General features: G+C 68.3%; 14 protein-coding genes, 1 tRNA gene and 1 pseudogene. 5 read left to right on the top strand and 11 right to left on the bottom strand.

Going from position 1 to position 20037, the window contains the following annotated elements:
* The first annotated feature begins 36 nt into the window (after nucleotides 1–36).
* Nucleotides 37–1359, top strand: coding sequence for a GntP family permease (locus ASE78_RS16035; RefSeq protein ID WP_056498478.1), 1323 nt, complete (start codon nucleotides 37–39; stop codon nucleotides 1357–1359).
* Nucleotides 1359–4805, top strand: a complete 3447-nt coding sequence (locus ASE78_RS16030; RefSeq protein ID WP_156351531.1) for a glycosyl hydrolase 2 galactose-binding domain-containing protein — start codon at nucleotides 1359–1361, stop codon at nucleotides 4803–4805. The genes ASE78_RS16035 and ASE78_RS16030 overlap by 1 nt, the downstream gene beginning before the upstream one ends.
* A gap of 41 nt (nucleotides 4806–4846) precedes the next feature.
* Here ASE78_RS16030 and ASE78_RS16025 read toward each other — a convergent pair whose 3' ends face one another.
* Nucleotides 4847–5095, bottom strand: a complete 249-nt coding sequence (locus ASE78_RS16025; protein ID WP_055757535.1) for a helix-turn-helix domain-containing protein — start codon at nucleotides 5093–5095, stop codon at nucleotides 4847–4849.
* Nucleotides 5096–5331: 236 nt separating this feature from the next.
* On the opposite strand from ASE78_RS16025, the gene ASE78_RS16020 reads away from it, so the two are divergent.
* Nucleotides 5332–6009, top strand: a complete 678-nt coding sequence (locus tag ASE78_RS16020; RefSeq protein ID WP_055757533.1) for a FadR/GntR family transcriptional regulator — start codon at nucleotides 5332–5334, stop codon at nucleotides 6007–6009.
* Between the two features lie 74 nt (nucleotides 6010–6083).
* Here the strand turns inward: ASE78_RS16020 and eutC are convergent, their stop codons facing one another.
* Genes eutC through ASE78_RS19675 form a run of 5 tightly spaced genes read right to left on the bottom strand, consistent with a single transcriptional unit; the run spans nucleotide 6084 to nucleotide 12825 of the window.
* Nucleotides 6084–6836 carry an ethanolamine ammonia-lyase subunit EutC gene (gene eutC / locus ASE78_RS16015; RefSeq protein WP_056498474.1) on the bottom strand — a complete coding sequence of 251 codons (753 nt, stop codon included), beginning with the start codon at nucleotides 6834–6836 and terminating at the stop codon, nucleotides 6084–6086.
* A complete protein-coding gene (locus ASE78_RS16010) occupies nucleotides 6833–8236 on the bottom strand; it encodes an ethanolamine ammonia-lyase subunit EutB (protein ID WP_056498472.1) in 1404 nt (467 codons plus the stop codon). Before ASE78_RS16010 ends, eutC begins: the two co-directional genes overlap by 4 nt.
* Nucleotides 8236–9123 carry a proline iminopeptidase-family hydrolase gene (locus ASE78_RS16005; protein ID WP_056498470.1) on the bottom strand — a complete coding sequence of 296 codons (888 nt, stop codon included), beginning with the start codon at nucleotides 9121–9123 and terminating at the stop codon, nucleotides 8236–8238. Before ASE78_RS16005 ends, ASE78_RS16010 begins: the two co-directional genes overlap by 1 nt.
* A 43-nt stretch (nucleotides 9124–9166) precedes the next feature.
* A complete protein-coding gene (locus tag ASE78_RS16000; RefSeq protein ID WP_056498468.1) occupies nucleotides 9167–10387 on the bottom strand; it encodes an MFS transporter in 1221 nt (406 codons plus the stop codon).
* A complete protein-coding gene (locus ASE78_RS19675) occupies nucleotides 10384–12825 on the bottom strand; it encodes a S9 family peptidase (protein ID WP_235515142.1) in 2442 nt (813 codons plus the stop codon). The genes ASE78_RS16000 and ASE78_RS19675 overlap by 4 nt, the downstream gene beginning before the upstream one ends.
* Nucleotides 12826–13011: 186 nt before the next feature.
* Here ASE78_RS19675 and ASE78_RS15990 point away from each other — a divergent pair, with 186 nt between their 5' ends.
* Nucleotides 13012–15885 (top strand): TonB-dependent receptor domain-containing protein, encoded by a 2874-nt coding sequence (locus tag ASE78_RS15990; RefSeq protein WP_082467276.1) that lies wholly within the window; start codon nucleotides 13012–13014, stop codon nucleotides 15883–15885.
* Between the two features lie 264 nt (nucleotides 15886–16149).
* Here the strand turns inward: ASE78_RS15990 and ASE78_RS19255 are convergent.
* Both ASE78_RS19255 and ASE78_RS15985 read right to left on the bottom strand, forming a co-directional pair.
* Nucleotides 16150–16236, bottom strand: a pseudogene (locus ASE78_RS19255) (ATPase); the annotation flags it as partial.
* A 328-nt stretch (nucleotides 16237–16564) separates the two neighbouring features.
* Nucleotides 16565–16655 (bottom strand) — tRNA-Ser (locus ASE78_RS15985).
* 90 nt (nucleotides 16656–16745) lie between these two features.
* Between ASE78_RS15985 and ASE78_RS15980 the strand changes: the two genes are divergently transcribed.
* Complete coding sequence (locus ASE78_RS15980) at nucleotides 16746–17606, top strand: peptidylprolyl isomerase (protein ID WP_082467274.1); 861 nt, start codon at nucleotides 16746–16748, stop codon at nucleotides 17604–17606.
* A gap of 7 nt (nucleotides 17607–17613) precedes the next feature.
* On the opposite strand, the gene ASE78_RS15975 is transcribed toward ASE78_RS15980, so the two are convergent.
* The 3 genes from ASE78_RS15975 to ASE78_RS15965 all read right to left on the bottom strand — a co-directional run bounded on the left by ASE78_RS15975 (nucleotide 17614) and on the right by ASE78_RS15965 (nucleotide 19795).
* Nucleotides 17614–18258, bottom strand: a complete 645-nt coding sequence (locus ASE78_RS15975) for an NTP transferase domain-containing protein (RefSeq protein ID WP_056498462.1) — start codon at nucleotides 18256–18258, stop codon at nucleotides 17614–17616.
* Nucleotides 18248–19159, bottom strand: coding sequence for an XdhC family protein (locus tag ASE78_RS15970; RefSeq protein ID WP_056498460.1), 912 nt, complete (start codon nucleotides 19157–19159; stop codon nucleotides 18248–18250). Before ASE78_RS15970 ends, ASE78_RS15975 begins: the two co-directional genes overlap by 11 nt.
* A gap of 66 nt (nucleotides 19160–19225) precedes the next feature.
* Complete coding sequence (locus tag ASE78_RS15965) at nucleotides 19226–19795, bottom strand: ATP-dependent Clp protease proteolytic subunit (RefSeq protein ID WP_056498457.1); 570 nt, start codon at nucleotides 19793–19795, stop codon at nucleotides 19226–19228.
* Nucleotides 19796–20037 lie beyond the last annotated feature (242 nt).

The following is a 20037-nucleotide window of genomic DNA, read 5'->3' as shown; positions in this document are numbered from 1 at the left end:
GACCGCGGGGGATGCCATGATGAACGGACCGACGACATGACGCTGCCGACGATCGCGGCGGTCATCGCCCTGCTCGTGGTGCTGGTGGTGGCGGCGCGCATCCCCCCGTTCGTGGCGTTCATCGTCACCGCGCTGGTCGCCGCGATCCTGCTCGGCATACCCCTGGCGGCGATCCCGGCGACGATCGAGAAGGGCATCGGCGACATGCTGGGGCCGCTCGCGGCGATCGTGGTGCTGGGCGCGGTGTTCGGCAAGCTGGTCGCCGACAGCGGCGCGGCGCAGCGGATCGCCGAAACGCTGGTCGCGTTGCTCGGCGAAAAACGGTTGCCGCTGGCGATGGCGGCGACCGGGTTCGTCGTCGGCATCCCATTGTTCTACAACGTCGGCTTCGTCCTGATGGTGCCGCTGATCTTCTCGGTCGTGCGGCGGACGGGGTTGCCCGCGGTCTATGTCGGCATTCCGCTGCTGGCGGGCATGTCGATCGCGCACGGCTTCCTGCCGCCGCACCCCTCGCCGGCCGCGCTGGTGCCGCTGTTCGGGGCCGATATGGGGCTGACGCTGATCTACGGCCTGATCGTCGGCGTTCCGACGCTCGCCATCGCCGGGACGCTGTTCGCACGAACGCTGCGGCATATCCGCGCGGTGCCGGCCCCGCTGTTCGCGACACCGGCGGGCGACGACCTGCCGCTGCCCGATGCCGCGCGCAGCATCGCCTGCGCGCTGCTGCCGGTGGCGCTCATCGCCGGCGCGACCGGGCTGGCCCATCTGTCGCTGCCCCCCGGGGCGCATGCCGTCGTCACCTTCACCGGCAGTCCGCTCGTCGTGCTGCTGCTCTCGATCATCGTCGCGCTGCTCGCGCTGCGATCGGCCCGGGGAATATCGCTTGCGCAGAGCATGGAAGGATTCGTCGTCGCGATCCGCGACATCGCGCCGATCCTGCTCATCATCGCAGGCGCGGGCGCGTTGAAGCAGGTATTGATCGCCAGCGGGGCCGATGTCGCGCTGACCGGTGGCCTGTCGGGCCTGCCGGTGCCGCCGCTCGTCACCGGCTGGCTGGTCGCCTGCATCATCCGCATCGCGCTGGGATCGGCGACGGTCGCCGGACTGACCGCCGCCAGCCTCGTCCATCCGCTGGCGGCGGCGGCGGGAACCGATCCCAATCTGATGGTGCTGGCGATCGGCGCGGGCAGCCTGATGTGCAGCCACGTCAATGATTCGGGTTTCTGGATGTTCAAGGAATATTTCGGGCTGTCGCTGCGCGACACGTTCCGGTCGTGGTCGCTGATGGAAACGCTGGTCGGCGTCTTTGGCCTCGTGTTCGTCCTGCTGCTCGACATGGCGCTCAGGGGGATTGCGTGATGAAGACGATGGGGAGCGCGATCCTGCTGTCGTTGCTGGCGGGGACGGCGGCGGCGCAACAGGTCGACTGGCCCTCGCCGCGCCTCGCCCGGCCGAAGATGGATGTGATCGGCCCCTATGACGCGGTGTTCATCGCCGGGGCCGATACGATCGCCCGCCCGGCGCAGGGCTATGCCGAGGGCGAGATGCTGCCCGCAAGCCCGCAATGGACGCTGAGCGCATGGATCAAGCCCGCGCGTATCGCCGCCGGTCGCGCGATCGTCGGCGGTGTCGGCCCTGCCGCCGGGCCGCGCTCGCGCGCGCTGGCGCTGGTCGACGGGCGGGCCGCGCTGCTGGTCGGCGACACGCTCGTCCGGGGCGGGCCGGTGCTGGCCGCCGGTCGCTGGCATCACCTGATCGCCATCGGCGACGGTGATCGTATCCGCCTGCTGCTCGACGGCCGCGAGGTCGCGGCCGGGCGGGCGGCGATCGAGCCGGCGCCCGCGCTCGTCACGATCGGGCCGCGCCTGCCCGGCCTGCCGTTCTTCACCGGCCATGTCGCCGCGCTGACCTTCGCACCGCAGGCGCCAACTCCCGCCGAAATCGCCACGGCGGCACGTGCCGTTCCAGACGAGGCGCTGATCCGGTTCGAGGATGCCAGCCCCACTTGGCCGCTGACCGTGCGCAACCAATATGGCGAGGCGGTGCCGCAACGCGCGTGGACGCTTCCCAAGGGCAACGCGCCCTTTTCGCCGCCACGGGCGATCCCCGTCCCCTCCGCCGCCGCGCTCGTCCCGGCGGGCGGCGGGCGATTTACCGTCAACAGATGGCGCATGGCCGAAGGACCCACGGTCGCCGCCGGTGGCCCCGCGCTGTCGACCCCCGGTTTCGACGCCGCGCGCTGGCACGTCGCGACCGTGCCGGGCACCGCGCTCACCACGCTGGTCGATCGCGGCGTCTATCCCGATCCGGGCATCGGGCTGAACAACATGGCGATCCCCGAACGCCTCGCGCGGCAGGATTATTGGTATCGCACCGAATTCGTGCCGCCCGCCGATCTGGCGGGCAAGCGGCTGACGCTGCGCTTCGACGGCATCAACTATGCCGCCGAGATTTGGGTCAACGGCACGGCGGCCGGGACGATCAAGGGCGCCTTCATCCGCGGCGCGTTCGACGTGACCGACATGCTGGTGCCCGGACGCAGCAACGCCGTCGCGGTGCGCGTCTCGCCGCCGCCGCATCCGGGCATCCCGCACGAACAGTCGATGACCGCCGGTCGCGGCGAGAACGGCGGCGCGATGATGATCGACGGGCCGACCTTCACCGCATCCGAAGGCTGGGACTGGATTCCGGCCGTCCGCGACCGCAACACCGGATTGTGGCAGGGCGTCGAACTGGTCGCCACCGGCACCCTGACGCTGGGTGATCCGCAGGTCGTGACGACGCTGCCGAACGGCGACACCAGCGTCGCCGATGTCGCGATCGCGGTGCCGGTCACGAACCACGGGCCGGTGCCGCTCGACACGACCATCCGCGCCACGTTCGACGACGTCACCGTGACCCGAGCGGTGCGCGTTCCCCCGGCGGCGACGGTGACGGTCGCGCTGACGCCCGCGAGCCACCCCGCGCTTCGCGTCGCCAATCCGCGGCTGTGGTGGCCGAACGGCTATGGCGACCCGGCGCTGCACGACCTGCATCTGGGCATTACCGGTCCGAACGGCCTGTCGGACGAGGCGCGGGTGCGCTTCGGGATGCGGCAGGTAACGTACGAACTGTCGTCGCTCGACAGCCACGGCGATCTGCGCCGGATCGAGGTCGACCTCGCCCGTGCCCGCCACCTGGGTACGCCGGTCATCGACGAACGCCATGCCGGGCTGCGCAAGGTGCCCGGCGGCTGGGCCAACTCGCTGTTCCCCGGTGCCGAACGATCGCCGGCGGTACGGACCATCACCGGCGACGAGGGCCTGTCGCCGCACCTCGTGCTGCGGGTCAACGGTGTCCGCATCGCCGGGCGCGGCGGCAACTGGGGCATGGACGACATGCTCAAGCGGGTCGGGCACGACCGGCTGGACCCCTATTTCCGGCTGCACCGCGATGCGGGAATGAACATCATCCGCAACTGGATGGGGCAGAGCACCGAAGCCAGTTTCTACGACCTTGCCGATCGCTACGGCATCATGATCCTGAACGATTTCTGGGAATCGACGCAGGACAACAACGCCGAGGCGGAGGATGTGCCGCTGTTCCTCGCCAATGCGCGCGACACGGTGCGGCGGTTCCGCAACCACCCCTCGATCGTGATGTGGATCGGCCGCAACGAAGGCGTGCCGCAACCGATCCTGCAGAACGCATTGCAGGACATGGTGTGGGCCGAGGACGGCACCCGCATGTACAAGGGCAATTCGCGGATCATCAATTTCGCCGGGTCCGGCCCGTACAACTGGCGCGAGCCCGCCGGGTATTTCACCGATTTCGCCAGGGGTTTCGCGGTGGAGGTCGGCACCTACAGCTTTCCCACGCTGGAGGCATGGCAGCGGGCGGTGCCGGCTGCGGACCGGTGGCCGATCAACGACACCTGGGCCTATCACGACTGGCATCAGGAGCGTGCCGTCGCCGTGACCAGCTTCATGGACGCGATGGCGACCCGTTTCGGCCCCGCCACCGATCTCGCCGATTTCGAGCGCAAGGCGCAGATGCTGAACTATGAATCGCACCGCGCGATCTTCGAGGGGATGAACGCCGGCCTGTGGAAGACCAACAGCGCGCGGATGCTGTGGATGTCGCACCCGGCGTGGCCGTCGACCGACTTCCAGATCTATTCGTCCGACTATGACACGCATGGCTCGTTCTACGGCACCAGAAAGGGTGCGGAGCCGGTCCATGTGCAGATGAACCTGCCCGACCGCCGGGTCGTGATGGTCAATACGACCCGCACACCGCTGACCGGGGTTCTGGTGCGCGCGCGGATCGTCGGCCTCGACAATCGCGAATGGTCGGTGAAGGAGCGACGGATCGACATCCCCGCCAACGGCATCGTCGATGCGTTCCTCCTCGATCCGGCGGCGGCCGGCACGGCGCCGGTCCTCGTCCGGCTGGAGGCGGAACGCACCGACGGGACGCGGCTGTCCGACAATTTCTATTGGGATGCCGCCAGCCCCGCCGCGCTGCGTGCGCTCGTCGCGATGCCGGCGGGCATGGTCACGGCACGGGCGACGCCGGGGATGGCGGGGGACGAACGCAGCATCACGATCGATCTGGCCAACACCGGCCGGGTTCCGGTGCTGCAGACCAAGCTGACCCTGTTCGATACCGCCGGACAACAGATACTGCCGGCCTATTTCACCGACAATTATGTGTCGCTGCTGCCCGGCGAGACGCGACAGGTGAGCGTTCGATATTCGGCGGCGCGCGGCCCGGCACGGGTGCGCCTGCGCGGCTGGAACCTCGCGCCCGCCGACGTGCCGTGATCGGGTTCACCCGACAGGGGTATCGCGACGACGATAAGCGTTCAGTCGTACAGGCGCGCGGGGGACGCGGCGATCGCCCGTGCCGCCTGCGCGACCTGCGCGCGGTTGCTGACCTGAAGCCGGCGCATCAGTTGCGTCATATGCGCTTTGACGGTTGATTCGGCGATACCCAGATCATAGGCGATCTGCTTGTTGAGGAGGCCCGAATGCACGCCCTGCATGATCCTGACCTGCCGCGGCGTCAGCGGCGGAGCGGGCGTGACGCGGTATTTTTTCGCGATGGCGGCCATATGGTTCGGACGTACCGGCACGGCGTCTCTCCTCCTCCGAAAACTGCCGATGGTGTGACGGCATCCGGTGCCGCCCCCATCGATCCTGTCATGCCAATCCGGGCAACCAGTGACCGTCTGTCTGACAGATTTCGGTATACTGCCAGTTGTCTTGACCAATCAAGAGGGATTCAGGCGGCCATGTCGCGATTTTGGTCAGACAGATTTCACGGTGGCCGACTGCGGCATTCCGTACCATGAGCGACAGCCGGCTTACCGATCGCGCCTATGCCGCGATCGTCGGGATCATCATCGACAACAACCTTCAGGTCGGCGACCGGTTGCCGTCCGAAAACCGGCTGGGCGAGCAGTTCGGCATGTCGCGGCCGATCGTGCGCGAGGCGCTGGTACGGCTCGGGTCGGACGGCATCACCCTGTCGCGGCGGGGTGCCGGTTCCTATGTCAAGCGGCGGCCGTCGCCCCGGCTGGGCGCACACATCCCGCTGGCCGGGCTGGCGGCGACGCTCGGCACGTACGAAGTGCGTCTGGTGCTCGAAGCCGAGGCGGCACGCCTTGCGGCGCAGCGGCGGTCGGACGAATCGATGGTCATTCTGGAAGAACGGTTGCGCGCGCTGCGTGCGGCGCTGCTGTCGGACGGTCCGGCGCATGACGAGGACTGGCAGTTGCACCGCGCCATCATCGAGGCGACGGGCAATACCGCTTTCCTGTCGGTGTTCGACCATCTGTACGACGACGTGTCGCGCATTCTGAAGGCCGGTGTCGACATTTCCCGCACGCGCCCGCCCCGCGCGATCGAGGCGATGATGGCCGAGCATGAGGCGATCGTCGAGGCGATCCGGGCGCAGGACCCCGACGACGCCGCGCTCGCCATGCGCTGGCATCTGAGCCAGGGGCGCAAGCGGTTGATGCCGTGACATAAAATACCTTGTCGATAGCGCAGGCTGACGCTGGTGCCGCCGCCGCCGGACCACGGCGGCACCAGCGGACGTCACCCGTCGCCGGTCACCAGACCCGACTGGCGCAGATCCTTCAGGGCCACGCCGCTCCCGCCACGCCGCCGCGCCTCGCGCAGCAGCCAGACGATCGTGTCGCGGGCGTCGGCATGGGACAGGCCGTGCGGCGGGCGGATGTTCGACACGCAATTGCGTTCGCTGTCGCGCTGGCCGACCATTGGTGCCCAGGTGAGATAGGCACCGAGGCTGTCGGGCGAGCTGAGGCCCGGCCGCTCGCCGATCAGAACGAGGACCATCGCCGCGTCCAGCGCCGCGCCGATCGCATCGCCCAGCGCCACCCGCCCCTGTCGGGCGATCACCGGCACGGCGATCCGCCAGTCGGCCAGCGCGGCCATGACCAGCGTCGCCACCGCCGCGCCATGCGCGTGCAGCGCCGCGGCCGACAGCCCGTCGGCGAGCACGATCGCCAGATCGCATCCCCCCTGCCGCTGCGCCGCCAACGCGGCCGCCGACGCCGGGGCGAGGCAGCGCCCCAGATCGGGGCGGGTCAGATAGGCGGCACGATCGGCCGCACCGCTGTCCACCACCACCGCCGACCCGCCGAGCGCGGCGGTGACGGCGGCGACGTCGAGCGGGGTGTGGACCGCGTCCCTCGCGCGGGCATGGTCCAATTGGAACGCCAGCATCGCCGCCGTCGGCATCCCGCGTCCGGCGCGCCCCAAGCCGATCCGCGCCTGCGTCGACCGGGGGCCATGCGCGACCGGATCACGGGCGGCATCGTCGCTCACGGTCGGCCCGCGCGACCGGGACCGGACAACAGCGGCAGCCGCGCCGCGCCATCGGCCAGCGTGGCGCAGGCCGGCGCGCCCGCCGCATCGACCAGTCCCATCGACCGCAGCCACCCGGCAAATTCGGGGGCCGGCCCCTGCCCCAGCAGATGGCGGGCATAGAGCGCGTCGTGAAAGCTGGTCGATTGATAGTTCAGCATCACATCGTCCGATCCGGGCACGCCCATCACGAAATTGACGCCGGCGACGCCGAGCAGCGTCAACAGCGTGTCCATGTCGTCCTGGTCCGCCTCGGCATGGTTGGTGTAGCAGATGTCCACCCCCATCGGCAGGCCGAGCAGCTTGCCGCAGAAATGATCCTCCAGCCCGGCGCGGACGATCTGCTTGCCGTCGTAGAGATATTCCGGGCCGATGAAGCCCACCACGCTGTTGACCAGAAACGGGTCGAATGCGCGGGCGACGGCATAGGCGCGGGCCTCCATCGTCTGTTGATCGACGCCGTGATGCGCCTCGGCCGACAGCGCCGATCCCTGCCCCGTCTCGAAATACATCACCTGCGAACCGATCGTGCCCCGGTTCAGCGCGCGCGCGGCATCCAGCCCCTCGGCGAGCAGGGCAAGGGTGATGCCGAACCCGGTGTTCGCCGCCTGCGATCCGGCGATCGACTGGAACAGCAGGTCCACCGGCGCGCCGCGTTCGATGGCGGCGATGCCGGTGGTGATATGCGCCAGCACGCAGCTTTGCGTCGGGATCGCATAGCGGTCGCGCACGCCGTCGATCAGGTGGAGCAGCTCGATCATCGCCGCCGGATCGTCGCGCGCCGGATTGATGCCGATCATCGCATCGCCGCAACCCATCAACAGCCCGTCGAGCATCGCCGCCGCGATGCCGGCGGGGTCGTCGGTCGGGTGGTTGGGCTGCAACCGCACGCCCAGCGTGCCGGACTGCCCCATGGTATTGCGGAAGCGGGTGACGACGCGGATCTTCGCGGCGATCGCGATCAGATCCTGATTGCGGCACAGTTTCGACACCGCCGCCGCCATTTCGGGGGTGATCCCGGCCGCGACGGCGGCGATCGTCGCGCCATCGGTTTCGTCGGCCAGCAGCCAATCGCGAAACCCGCCGACGCTCAGATGCGCGACCGGCGCGAACGCGGCGGCATCGTGCCGGTCGACGATCAGCCGCGTGACCTCATCGACCTCGTACGGCACCACCGCATCGGTCAGGAACGCGGTGAGCGGCAGGTCGGCCAGCACATGCCGCGCCGCGACCCGTTCGGTGGCGTCGCGCGCGGCGACGCCGGCCAGTACGTCGCCCGAACGATGGGGCGAGGCGGCGGCCAGCAACGCGGCCAGACCATCGAATCGATAGCGCGTGCCGCCAAGGTCCACCGCCAGCATCACCGCGCGCGCGCCACCGACGTCAGGAAATCGATCAGCACCGCAAAATACGCCTCGGGTTCCTCATAGAAGGGCATGTGCGAGCTGTTGGGAAACACATGGATGCGCGAATCGGGCAGCGCGCGATGCATCCGTTCCGAACACGCCGGGGTCAGTTCGTCATGCACCCCGGTCAGCACCAGCGCGGGGGCGGCGATGGCGCCCATCGCCGGTATCCGGTTCCAGTCGGTCATGTTGCCGGTGAAGGTGAACTCGTTGGGCCCCTGCATCGTGTGATAGGGGCCGGTGTTCCAGTCCGCCAGCGCGGCGACGAGCGGTTCGGGCCATGTCTTCAACCGGCAGACATGGCGGTAGTTCAGGATGGTCATCGCCGCCTGATATTCGGGATGGTCCATCGTCCCCGCCGCTTCGTGCGCGGCCATCATTGTCACCGTTTCGGTGCCCAGCCCCAGCTTCAGCCGCTTGAGTTCGGCCACCAGATGCGGGATGTCGCACGCGCCGTTGGCCAGGATCAGGCTGGCGATCCGGTCGGGATGGGTCAGGGCATATTCGGTGCCCAGCCATGTCCCCCAGCTATGGCCGAGGAAATGGACCCTCTCGACGCCGAACGCGGCGCGAACCTCCTCCGCCTCCGCGACATAGCGCGCCAGTGTCCACAGCGCGGGATCGGTCGGCCGGTCGGACGCGCCGCACCCCAGTTGATCCCAGGTGACGACGCGAAATCCCGCTGCCACCAGCCGGGCGTGCGGCGCGCGCAGGTACAGGCCGGGCAGGCCGGGGCCGCCATTGGCGAGCATCACCGTTTCGGCCCCCTCGCCGTAGCTATAGCCGGTAACGCGGTGGCCGTCCGACAGGGGAATGTCGACGATAACAGGCTCGAAGGTCATCGGCGGAGACTCCGGCGAAGGGACGGGCAAGGGTGCGCGCGCATCATCGCGCGGGCAAGGGGGTGATCGCGGTAGCCCGACGCCGCGCGCGCCAGACCAGCACGACCGGCAGCAGCAACAGGCACGCCAGCAGCGACGCCCCGGCATCGGTCGTCAGCATCGCGTGCAGCCCGCCGCGGTCATAGGCCTGTCCGTCGAGCGCCTGCATATAGGCGATCGGCAGGCAAGTCGCCGCCTGGAGGAACGCGAACTGGGTGGCGGCCAGCGGATTATCCTCGCCGATGCTGCGGAACACGATGGTGCTTTCGACCGCGAAGGCCGCCGCCTGAAAGATGTTCTGCCCGATCAGCGCCAGCGCGAACACCGCCGGGGTATGCGGCAGCGCGGAGAGCGACAGGGTGAAACACGCGCCGGTCGCGCCGATCGCGAGATAGATGAACAGCGGTTCGATGCGCCGGACCAGCGCCGGCACGAACAGCGTGCCGAGGATCGCCGAAGCGGTGACGCCGATGCCGGCGACGACCGACACGAAGCGTTCCGACGCGCCGAATTCACCGCCCAGCCCGCCAAGGCTGTTGGTCAGCGCGAAGGAGGCGGCGGGCAGGCAGAACAGGAACAGCGTGCGCCGGACGACGGGGCGACGGATCAGCAGCCCCAGTTCGCGCAGCAGCGTGGCATAGCTTTCGCGCGCGCCGCGCCGGGTGCCCGCCGGCGCCGGAATCCATGCCAGCAACACCATCGGCAGGGCGATAGCGATCGCGCAGGCCAACGGCCCGACGACCGGCGGCAGGCCGCGCAGCAGCGTCACGAACAGGATCGCGCCGATCCCGAACCCGGCGACGTTGCCGACGGTAAAGCCCGCCGCCAGTCGCCCTTCCTGCCCCTTCGGCACGATCGTGCCCAGCCATCCGCCGAGCGCGTTGTAATAGAGATTGGCCGCCAGAAAGCCGGTCACGAGCAACGGCGTCAGCACTTCGGGCGAACCCAGATTGCGCATCGCCACGAAGGCGATGACGGCGGCGAGCAGCCCGAAGCAGATCGCATAGGCGCGACGGCTGAAGCGCACATCGAGGATCGGCGCGACCAGGAACCCGCAGAACGTCGGGACCAGCGCCAGCGCGGTGATCGACGCGATCGTCACCTGCGCCACGCCGCGCGCCGCCAGCAGTTGCGGCACCGTCATCAGGCACAATGCACCATAGGCGCCGAAGGTCAGGTTCGCGAGGCCCATCAGCGCCACGGGCAGCGTGCGTCGCGCGGTCATCGCGCACCCGCCGTCGCGGTGGCGGGTGCCGGTTGCGCGAAGGGCGGCGGGGCCGTGACCGGCGGGGCGAACGGCGGCGGTGCCTCGTCGAGCAGGTTGCGGACGAAATAGTCGCGCATCTTGCGCCAGTAGAACGGCCGGTTCGGCCGGTGCGAGCTGTTGGGCAGGATCAGCAGGTCGACGTCGCGTCCCGCCTGGATCAGCGCATCGGCAAGCCGCATGGTCTCGGTGACGGGCACATTGTCGTCGATGTCGCCATGCCCGAGCAGCAGCTTGCCGCGCAGATTGCCCGCGACCGACAGGTTGGAATTGCGGTCCCATGTCGCCTGATCGGCATAGCCCATCGACACTTCGGGCCACCATGCCTTGTCGAGCCGCAGTTCGTGGTTGCCCGCCCACGCCACCGCGACCTTGTAGAATGCGGGGCGGCGCAGCACGAACCGCGCGGCGTCATAGCCGCCCGCCGACCCGCCATAGACCCCCACCCGGCTCACATCCATATAGGGGTAGCGCGCCGCCATCTGGCGGATCAGCGCGATATGATCGTCCAGCCCGACCTCGCCCAGATTGCGATAGGCGGGCAGGCGGAACGCCTGTCCCCGCCGCGACGTGCCGGTGCCGTCGATCGACACGACGATCGCGCCGACCTGCGCCAGCGACGCCTGTCGCGCCGCGACCGCGCCGGTCCATGTCGTCGGCACCTGCGTCGTCGTCGGGCCGGTATAGACTTCCTCGATCACCGGATAGGACCGGGTGGGATCGAACCCGACCGGTCGCCAGATCATGCCGTAGATCGGCGTGCGCCCGTCGGCGGCCACCCCCCGGAACGTCTCGGGCATCACGAAGCCGGTGGCGCGCAGCGCGTTGTCGTCGGCGCGCGCCAGTTCGGCCACGATCCGCCCGTCCGCCGCGTCGCGCACCACGGTGCGGGTAGGAATGGTGGGGCCGGACATTGCGTCGACCATCCATCTGCCGTCCTTCGACACGGCGACGTCATGGTCGAGCGGTTCGGGGGTCAGCAGCACCGGCGGCGACGCGCCGTCGCTGCCGACGCGATAGGCGGCCCGGTAATAGGGATTGCGATCCCCCTCGCGCCCGACCCCGGTCAGCAGGATGCTGCCGCGCTTCGCATCGACATGCTCGATGCCGATCACTTCCCATGCGCCGGTCGTCAGCGCGGTGCCGCCATCGGGCGCATCGGGCTTCACCAGATAGAGTTGCGCCCAGCCGCTGCGTTCGGACACGCTGAGCACCCCGCCCAGTTCGGGCGCGGCGCGAAAGAAGCTGCTCGTCACCGTCACCAGCGGGCGCACCGCCTCGCGCGCGATCATCCGCGCCGCGCCGGTTTCCGGATCGGCGCGATAGACGAGGACCTGGCCATAGCCGCGCTCGGTCCACGCCATCTGCGGCTTGCCGTCGTGCCAGCCCAGATCGGGCGGCATCGGATAGAGGATCGATTCGGACGGGATCGCCAGCGGCACCAGCCGCGCCCGCCGCTGCTTGAGCGCGCGTTCGACATCGACCGCGAAGCGGGTCGCCTGCGGCAGTTTCTCGGCCCCCGCCAGCGGATAGATATATTGGAACGAGCGCGGGTAGAAACTGCCCGGCGGGTTTTCCTGCGTGATGCTCAGTTTCTTCACGCCGCGCGTGTCGAGCCGCCATGTCACGATGGTACGGCTGTCGGGCGACCATGCGACCGATACCGGCATGACCGGGTCTTCGGTCCCCGCCTTCAATATGTCGGCCAGTTGCGGGATGCTGCGGCCATAGGGTTGCTCGCGCGTGCCGTCGGTGGTCAGCGCGACCTCGCGCTTCGATCGGCGATCGCGGGCGAACAGGTTGAAATCTCGCGCCACGATCTCGAACCGGCCGTCGGGCGATACCGCGCCCTCGCCATCGGGCGCGCCGGTCGCCGCTTCGGCCAGCGTGCCGTCGGGCGCCAGTTGCCAGCGTTTGTCGAACGCGCCGAACCGCAACACGCCCTTGGCCGACTCGAATACCGGGTCCTCGATCGACAGTTCTTCGGCATCGACCGGTTTGGCGATCGCCGCCGCCAGCAACCGCGCCAGCGTCGCCTCGTCGGTCAGCGGGGCAAGGGTTCCGGTCGCCAGTTCGAGCCGCCGCAACGTGCGGCGTCCGGGAACGCCGGTCCAGTAGAGCAGGAACCGGCTGTCGTCGGTAAAGGTCGCGCGGACATCGCCATCGGCGAACAGCGCGTTGGCCGCCGGACGCTGGAACCGGTCGGCCAGCGCATAGCGTTCGGCGATCGACGGCACGGGTCGCGGCGCCCCGGCCATCGCCTGGACGCTGCTGCCCGACGGCCGCGCCGGTGCCATGGTCGCCGTCGCGAGCGCCAGTCCGCCCAGTGCCGTCCCGCACAGCGTCCGCGCCATTGCCTGATACCCGCCGCCTGTCACCGTCTCGATCCCCTTCGCCACGTCGCATGATCCGATCTTGCACCCCCTCGTCGGGGCATGGATATTGCGTTGCACCATATTCCTATTGACATAAATACAGTTATGTATTTTGTATACGAAATACATCTGGGGGACAATATGAATAGGAAAGCGACGTTTCGATATGCCTTGTTGCTCGGGGGAGCGACCGTAGGAACCTTGCCGACGATGGCGCTGGCACAGGCGCTGCCGGTCGCCGACGACAAGGCGACGGTCGACGACAAGGCAGGCGAGCAGGGGGAAATTCTCGTCACCGGATCGCGCATCCGCCGCATCGCAGCAGACAGCCCGTCGCCCGTCGCGGTCGTCGATGCCGACCAGATTCGGGCGACCGGCGCGACGCAGATCGCCGACGTCATCAACCAGTTGCCAGCGCTGGCGGTCACGCTGACCAACCAGACGAGCAACCGTACCGGTAACGCCGGCGTCAACGCCCTCGATCTGCGCGGCATGGGGACGCAGCGGACGCTGGTGCTGATCGACGGCCGGCGGCAGGTGCCTTCGGTTCCGGGGACATCGGCGGTCGACCTGTCGAACCTTCCCGCCAGCCTGATCCAGCGGGTCGAGGTCGTGACCGGCGGTGCATCGGCACTCTATGGTGCCGACGCGGTGGCGGGCGTCGCCAATTTCATCACCAAGCGTGATTTCCATGGGGTGGACGCCAACCTGCGCTACGGCGCGTCGACCCGCGGCGACCTCGACATCTACAGCATGGATCTCACCGCCGGGCGCAACTTCGCCGACGGACGCGGCAATGTGACGCTGTACGGCTTCTACGAGCAGCAGCCCGGATCGGTCACCGGCGCCGACCGGCCGTGGACGGCGGGCGGCTATCCGTTCTACACCCGTGCCAACGCGAACCAGAAATATTACATCTCGGACGACAACCAGAACATCTATTCGTCCGATTCGCCGCAGGTCGTGCTCGGCGGCAAACTCTATGCGATCAACCCGAACGGCACGCTGCGCGCCCCGCAACTGGGATCGCAGGGCTTCACCAACGCCGTGCCGGTCACCGTCAGCAACACCAACAGCGAAGCGCTCGGCACGCTCGTCACCAATTCGGGCGGCGAATATCACGGCCGCTACGACGGCTGGTATCTCGCGGTCCCCAGCGAGCGTTTCTCGACCCGGTTCAGCGGCAATTTCGAGGTATCGCCCGCACTCAAGCTCTTCGCGCTGGCATCCCTGTCGCAGAACCGGTCGGAGGCGGCCTATGCGCCGCTGACCGCGTTCGGGTCCAATTCGGTCCCGCGCGACAGCCCGTTCATCACCCCGGCGATCCTCGCCGCCAACGGCGGCGCGCTGCCCGCCAACGGCCTGTATTTCGCGCGTCGCATGATGGAGCTCGGGACGCCCTCGACCCTGTATCGCCGGCAAACCTTCCAGAGCGCGTTCGGCGCGGAAGGGGACTTCCGGCTCCTCGCCCATGACTGGAACTATTCGACCTATTATTCCTATGGCGTGACCGAACAGCAGGTGCGCCGGATCAACAATACCTCCAACCGCCGCTGGACCCTCGGCCTCAATTCGACCACCGGCGCCAACGGGCAGGCGGTATGCCGCAGCACGTTGACCGCGCCGGGCAACGGCTGCGTCGCAATCAATCCGCTGCTGCCGCTGACGCAGCAGATGATCGACTATGTCCAGTATTCGTCGAGCTGGTCGCGCTCGGTGATGAAGCAGCAGGTGGCGTCGGGCTATGTGTCGGGCGGGCTGTTCGACCTGCCGGGCGGCAGCGTCGAAGCGGTGATCGGCGCGGAATATCGCAAGGAAAGCAACGACATCGGCGTATCCGATGAGTTCAACCCAAAGAACGCGCGCTACGATCCGACGCTGGGCATCACCGCCACGCCGCTGCTCGGCAAATATGACGTGAAAGAAGCCTATGGCGAACTGCACGTCCCCTTGCTGAAGGACGTCCCGGGCTTCCGGTCGCTGTCGGTCGACGGCGCGGTACGGCTGTCGGATTACAGCACCGCTGGCAATACCACGACCTACAAGGTCGGCGGCGAATGGGCCCCGTTCCGCGACATCCGCTTCCGCGCGACCTATGGCAAGGCGGTGCGCGCGCCCAACATCGGCGAACTCTACACCGCCAGCAGCATCGGCGGCATGTGGATCACCGATCCGTGCCAGACGTGGAACCTCGCCAACCGCGTCGACAAGACGCAATATACCCCGAAGAACTGCGCGACGATCAATCCGGGCGATCGCAATACCTATTGGGTCTACCGCGACATCATCTCGAAGGGGAACCTCGACCTGAAGCCCGAAACGGCGCGTACGCTGACCGTGGGCACGGTGCTGCAACCGCGCTTCATCCCCGGCCTGTCGCTGACGGTCGATTATTTCAACATCGACCTGCGCGATTCGATCGACGCCTTCCCGGCACAGACGCTCATCAACAAATGCGTCGACCAGCCGACGCTGACCAACATCTTCTGTCCGCTGATCCAGCGCGATGCCAACAACAACCTGTTGTCGGTCGTCACCCAGAAGCTGAACCTCGCCAAATATCTGACGCGCGGCATCGATTTCGGCCTGCAATATGCCACCGCACTCGACCGGCTCGGCATCGCCGGCGTGTCGGGCAGACTGTCGGTCGATGCGAACTATACCCGGCTGCTCAAGCGCGAATACACGCTCGACCCGACCGATCCGACGACGACCACCGAATATCGCGGCGTCTTCGGTTCGCCGACATGGAAGGGCGTCGTCCGTACCGCCTATACCGCCGATAGCTGGGGGGCGAACTGGACGCTGCGGCACTTCTCGCCGATGCGCACCAGCCCTTCGGTAACCAGCGCGCTGTACGAAAAGCGCTATACGCCCGACGTGTTCTACAACGACTTCTCGGCATGGGTCCGGCTGTTGCCGGGCGTCGACCTGTCGGGCGGCCTGAACAACGCCTTCGACCGCAAGCCGCCGCGTATTCCCGGTGCCGAAGCGGGCGGCGCGAACTTCGAACTGGCCAATCAGGCCGGGGTGTATGACGTGATCGGTCGCACCTTCTTCGTCGGTGCGCGGATCCATTACTGACCGGACGGCGGCGGCGGACCGGTTCCGCCGCCGCCGGTGCAGGCCGCCATGGGACGGCGGCCTGCATCGTCGCTTTCCCCTGCCCTGTCCCGATGCGGGGAGCGGTGCGTCGCTTCGCATCACCCCCGCCACCGCCACCGCCACCGCCACCGCCACCGCCTGCCGGAAAGCGTCGGGAATGGCGAAGCGATAGCAGGCAAGCGTCTGCGCGAGCCGTTCGGGACGGTCGATTCCCGGCAGGACACTGGCGACGCAGAAATGCGCCAGCGGAAAGAGCGGTTGTCCGCCCGAGCGGGCGGATGGCAGATAGCCGAGCTCGTCGAGGACCACGACCTTGAGCCGGTATAGCCGCGCCGCAAGCGCACCAGTCTCGCCGAGGCGGATCAGGGACCAGCCTCCGCCAATCCACCTGCTCCACTCATGAGCGGGAGGTTGGCGCATGGCCACCAACGCTACCGCTGCGCCCAACGACGCCGGGCCGAATGGCCGCTGCCGTTTCCCCAGCGGTCGATCGCGCCCGCCACATGGCAACAACAACGAACAGAAGCATGGCCGCTATTTGATGTTGCGATCGAGCTTGTACGGCAGGCGAGCCAACGCACGATGTAGGGACAAACGTGGGAGCGGATAGCTCGCACTGACAAAAATCGAGAAATTGCAGCGCTTTACAGCACGGTCTTGGCGGAGCGGGAGGGATTCGAACCCTCGATACGGTTTTGCCGTATACTCACTTTCCAGGCGAGCGCCTTCGACCACTCGGCCACCGCTCCGCATTGCCGGAAGAATGGCTCCCTAGGGGGCTTGGCCGCGTCGTGCAAGGGCGGTTGATGGGCGCGCGTCGCCATGGCAGGATCGGCCCCATGTCAGCCCTGCTCGCTCTCGCCGCCCTGCTTCAGGCCGCCCCTGCCGCCCCCGCCCCCACCCCGGCCGATCCGGTCGCGGCCGACTGGCGGGCGATCCCCGACGACGAACTGCTGGTGATGACGCTGGCGGGCGACCGGCGGATCGTGATCCGCCTCGCCCCACGCTATGCGCCGGTGCATATCGCCAACGTGCGCCGGCTGGCCGCCGCGCATTGGTGGGACGGCACCTCGGTCTATCGCATCCAGGACAATTACGTCGCGCAATGGGGCGACGTGACCGAAAAGAAACCGCTGCCCGCCGGCGTCGTCGCCAATCCCCCGGCCGAATATGACAGCCCCCGCTATGACGCGGTGACGGCCATGACCCGGCGCGACCCCTATGCGGCGAAAAGCGGCCATAGCGCCGACGGCTGGCCGGTGGCGGGCGATGGACAGCGCGGCTGGCTGGCGCACTGCTATGGCATGGTCGGTGTCGGGCGCGACATGGCGCCCAGCACCGGCAGCGGCGCGGAACTCTATGCGGTGATCGGCCATGCACCGCGTGCGCTCGACCGCAACGTCGCGCTGATCGGGCGGGTGGTGGAGGGGATGGAATATCTCTCCTCGCTGCCACGCGGCACCGGCACGATGGGCTTCTACGCGCCCGACCAGACCCCGACGCCGATCGTCTCGATCCGCCTCGCCAGCGATCTGCCCGCCGCCGCGCGGCCGCGCTTCGAATATCGCGCCGCCGACAATGCCCGCTATGCGCGCTGGATACAGGGGCGCGAGAACCGCGAGCCGCCGTTCTTCATGGTGCCCGCCGGCGGGGCCGACATCTGCAACGCGATGCCGCCGGTCCGCCGGGTGCCGAAGTAGCAGCCCATTACCGCAACTGCTCGTCGCGCCACCATGGCTCGGCACGCGGCAGGGTGATCGCATCGTGCTCGTCCGGCGCTTCGGCGATCGCGCGCAGCCGGTCGAGGTCCTCGGGCGTGTCGATGTCGATCAGCTCGGCCGGCGCGGTCACGACATGCCACCCGGCGCGCACCAGATCACGCGCGCCGGCATCGCCCTCCAGCGATTCGAGGAAGTCGAACCGACCCTTGCCGAACACGGCGGGCGGGCACGGCTTTACCCCGTCGCTCGACGCCACCACCGCATCGTCGCCGATCGCGCTGTCGAGCAGGCGATAGACATGCGCGGCGGTGATGCGCGGCATGTCGGCCAGTGCGATCACTACCCCCTGCGCGCCCAGCTCGCGCGCGCGCCTGAGGCCCAGCTTCACCGATCGCGACATGCCCGCCGCCGGGTCCTCGTTCACGATCACCTCGAACCCGCGCGAACCGAAGTCGAGGCTCGTCCCGTCGATCACCGCGATCCGGCCGAGGAACGGCATCGCCTCCAGCGCGGTGACGACATGGAACGCGACCGGCTTGTGCAGGAACGGTTGCGCCAGCTTGTCGGCATCGCCGAACCGCCGTGATCGCCCGGCGGCCAGCAGGATCAGGGCGGTGTCCTCAGCGCGCATGAAAGCTCCTCACCATGGCCGCCGCGATCGACAGCGCGATCTCGGCCGGGCCGATCGCCCCAATATCGAGTCCCACCGGGCCGTCGATCCGGCCCAGATCGTCCGGGCCGATCCCCGCCGCCGCCAGCCGTTCGAGCCGCGCGGCATGGCTGCGCCGCGAACCCAGCGCGCCGACATAGCCAGTCGGGGTCTTGAGCGCCGCGACCAGCGCCGGATCGTCGATCTTGATGTCGTGGCTGAGCGTCACCACCGCACTCGCCGCATCGGGACGGAGTGCCGCCAGCGCCTCGTCGGGCCAGCGATCGTCGAGCGTCACGCCGGGAAAACGCTCCGGCGTCAGGAAGCGCGCGCGCGGATCGACCAGCGTCGTCGCGATGCCCAGTTCGCGCGCAAGCCCGCACAAGGTCTGCGCGATCTGCACCGCGCCGACGATCAGCAACCGGCGCGGCGGGTCATAGCGGTTGACGAACGCCCCGGCCGCGCCTTGCGTGGTCACACCGCTCGACAGGTCGGTCGACAGATCGATCGCCCGACCGTCCGCCCGCGCCGCCTCGACCGCTTCGAACAGCGCCGGATCGAAGCCATGCGGCGAAACCGGCTGGACCATCACCTCGATCTCGCCCCCGCACGGCAGGCCGACTTCCCACGCGGCGGCATCGGCGACGCCATAGCGTTTGACGACGAACGGCGCGCCGGCGATCACTTCGGCAGCGGTGGCAAGGATGTCGCTCTCGACACAGCCGCCCGATACCGATCCTTCGAACCGCCCGTCGCCATGCACCAGCATATGGCTGCCACGCGGGCGCGGCGCCGATCCCCAGGTCGAGGTGACGGTCGCGATCGCAAGCGGTGCCCCGGCCCAGCTACGAGCGGCGGCGAGGACGGAATCATTGTCGGCCATAGAATTCCCGGAAACGGCGGATCGGGGCATAACGCATCGGCAGCCTGCCACGATCCGCCACCGGCATCAGATCACGTCGAGCACCAGCCCGCGCGCCTTGGCTTCCTCGGCACCGATGTACCAGTTGGCCGGCGCCTTCTCGATCAGTTCCTCGATCGGCACCTGCGACCCCGCCACGATCGCACGGAACCCCTCCTCCTCGATCTCGACCGAGGTTTCGATCTCGTGCAGCTTGGCCTTGAGCGAGGCGACCAGCATCTTGAGCGGGCCGGATAGTTCGAGGGTGCTGGTCATCTGCCGCTCGTGCAGCATCAACCGGGTTCCGCGCGTCAGGAACCGCTTGTCGACCGGGAACGCCGACATGAACGTCGACCCCGCCGAATAGACCGCGACCTTGCCCAGAAACAGCGCCTCGCGCCCGGTATAGTCGCGCAGCAGGCGAATATCGTCGCCCATCGCCCGCGCGACCTCCGGATCGCCGCCCAGCGTCGAGATCGACACGACCAGCGGCCCGTCGGTCGGCGCGTCGAGCACCTGTTGGCGGAAGCTGTCGTACATCGCATGATCGACCGGGCCGGCAAGATGAACGTGCGGGCGGGCAAGTAGCGGATAGTCGTTGATCGTGGTGGTGGTCATGACGGGCGTCCCCCTTCGCGTGAAAGTCTGCGGCGGAACCGGGGGATGGGGGTAAGGTTCCGATTTATGGTGTCGCGTTGGTAGATTTGTTCCACGCGAGGGCGCGAAGAAGGCAGGATGGGTTCACGCGGAGACGCGGAGGGGTCACGTTCGTGGCCTCGCCTCGTGCCGGGCCAGATCGCCTTTCTATGGAATGCCTTCCCAACATACTCCCCTCCCTGACAAGGGAGGGGTTGGGGGTG

Source organism: Sphingomonas sp. Leaf25 (assembly GCF_001421635.1).
In the GTDB taxonomy this organism is placed as follows: domain Bacteria; phylum Pseudomonadota; class Alphaproteobacteria; order Sphingomonadales; family Sphingomonadaceae; genus Sphingomonas.
This window is presented reverse-complemented; position numbering and strand designations above follow the sequence as displayed.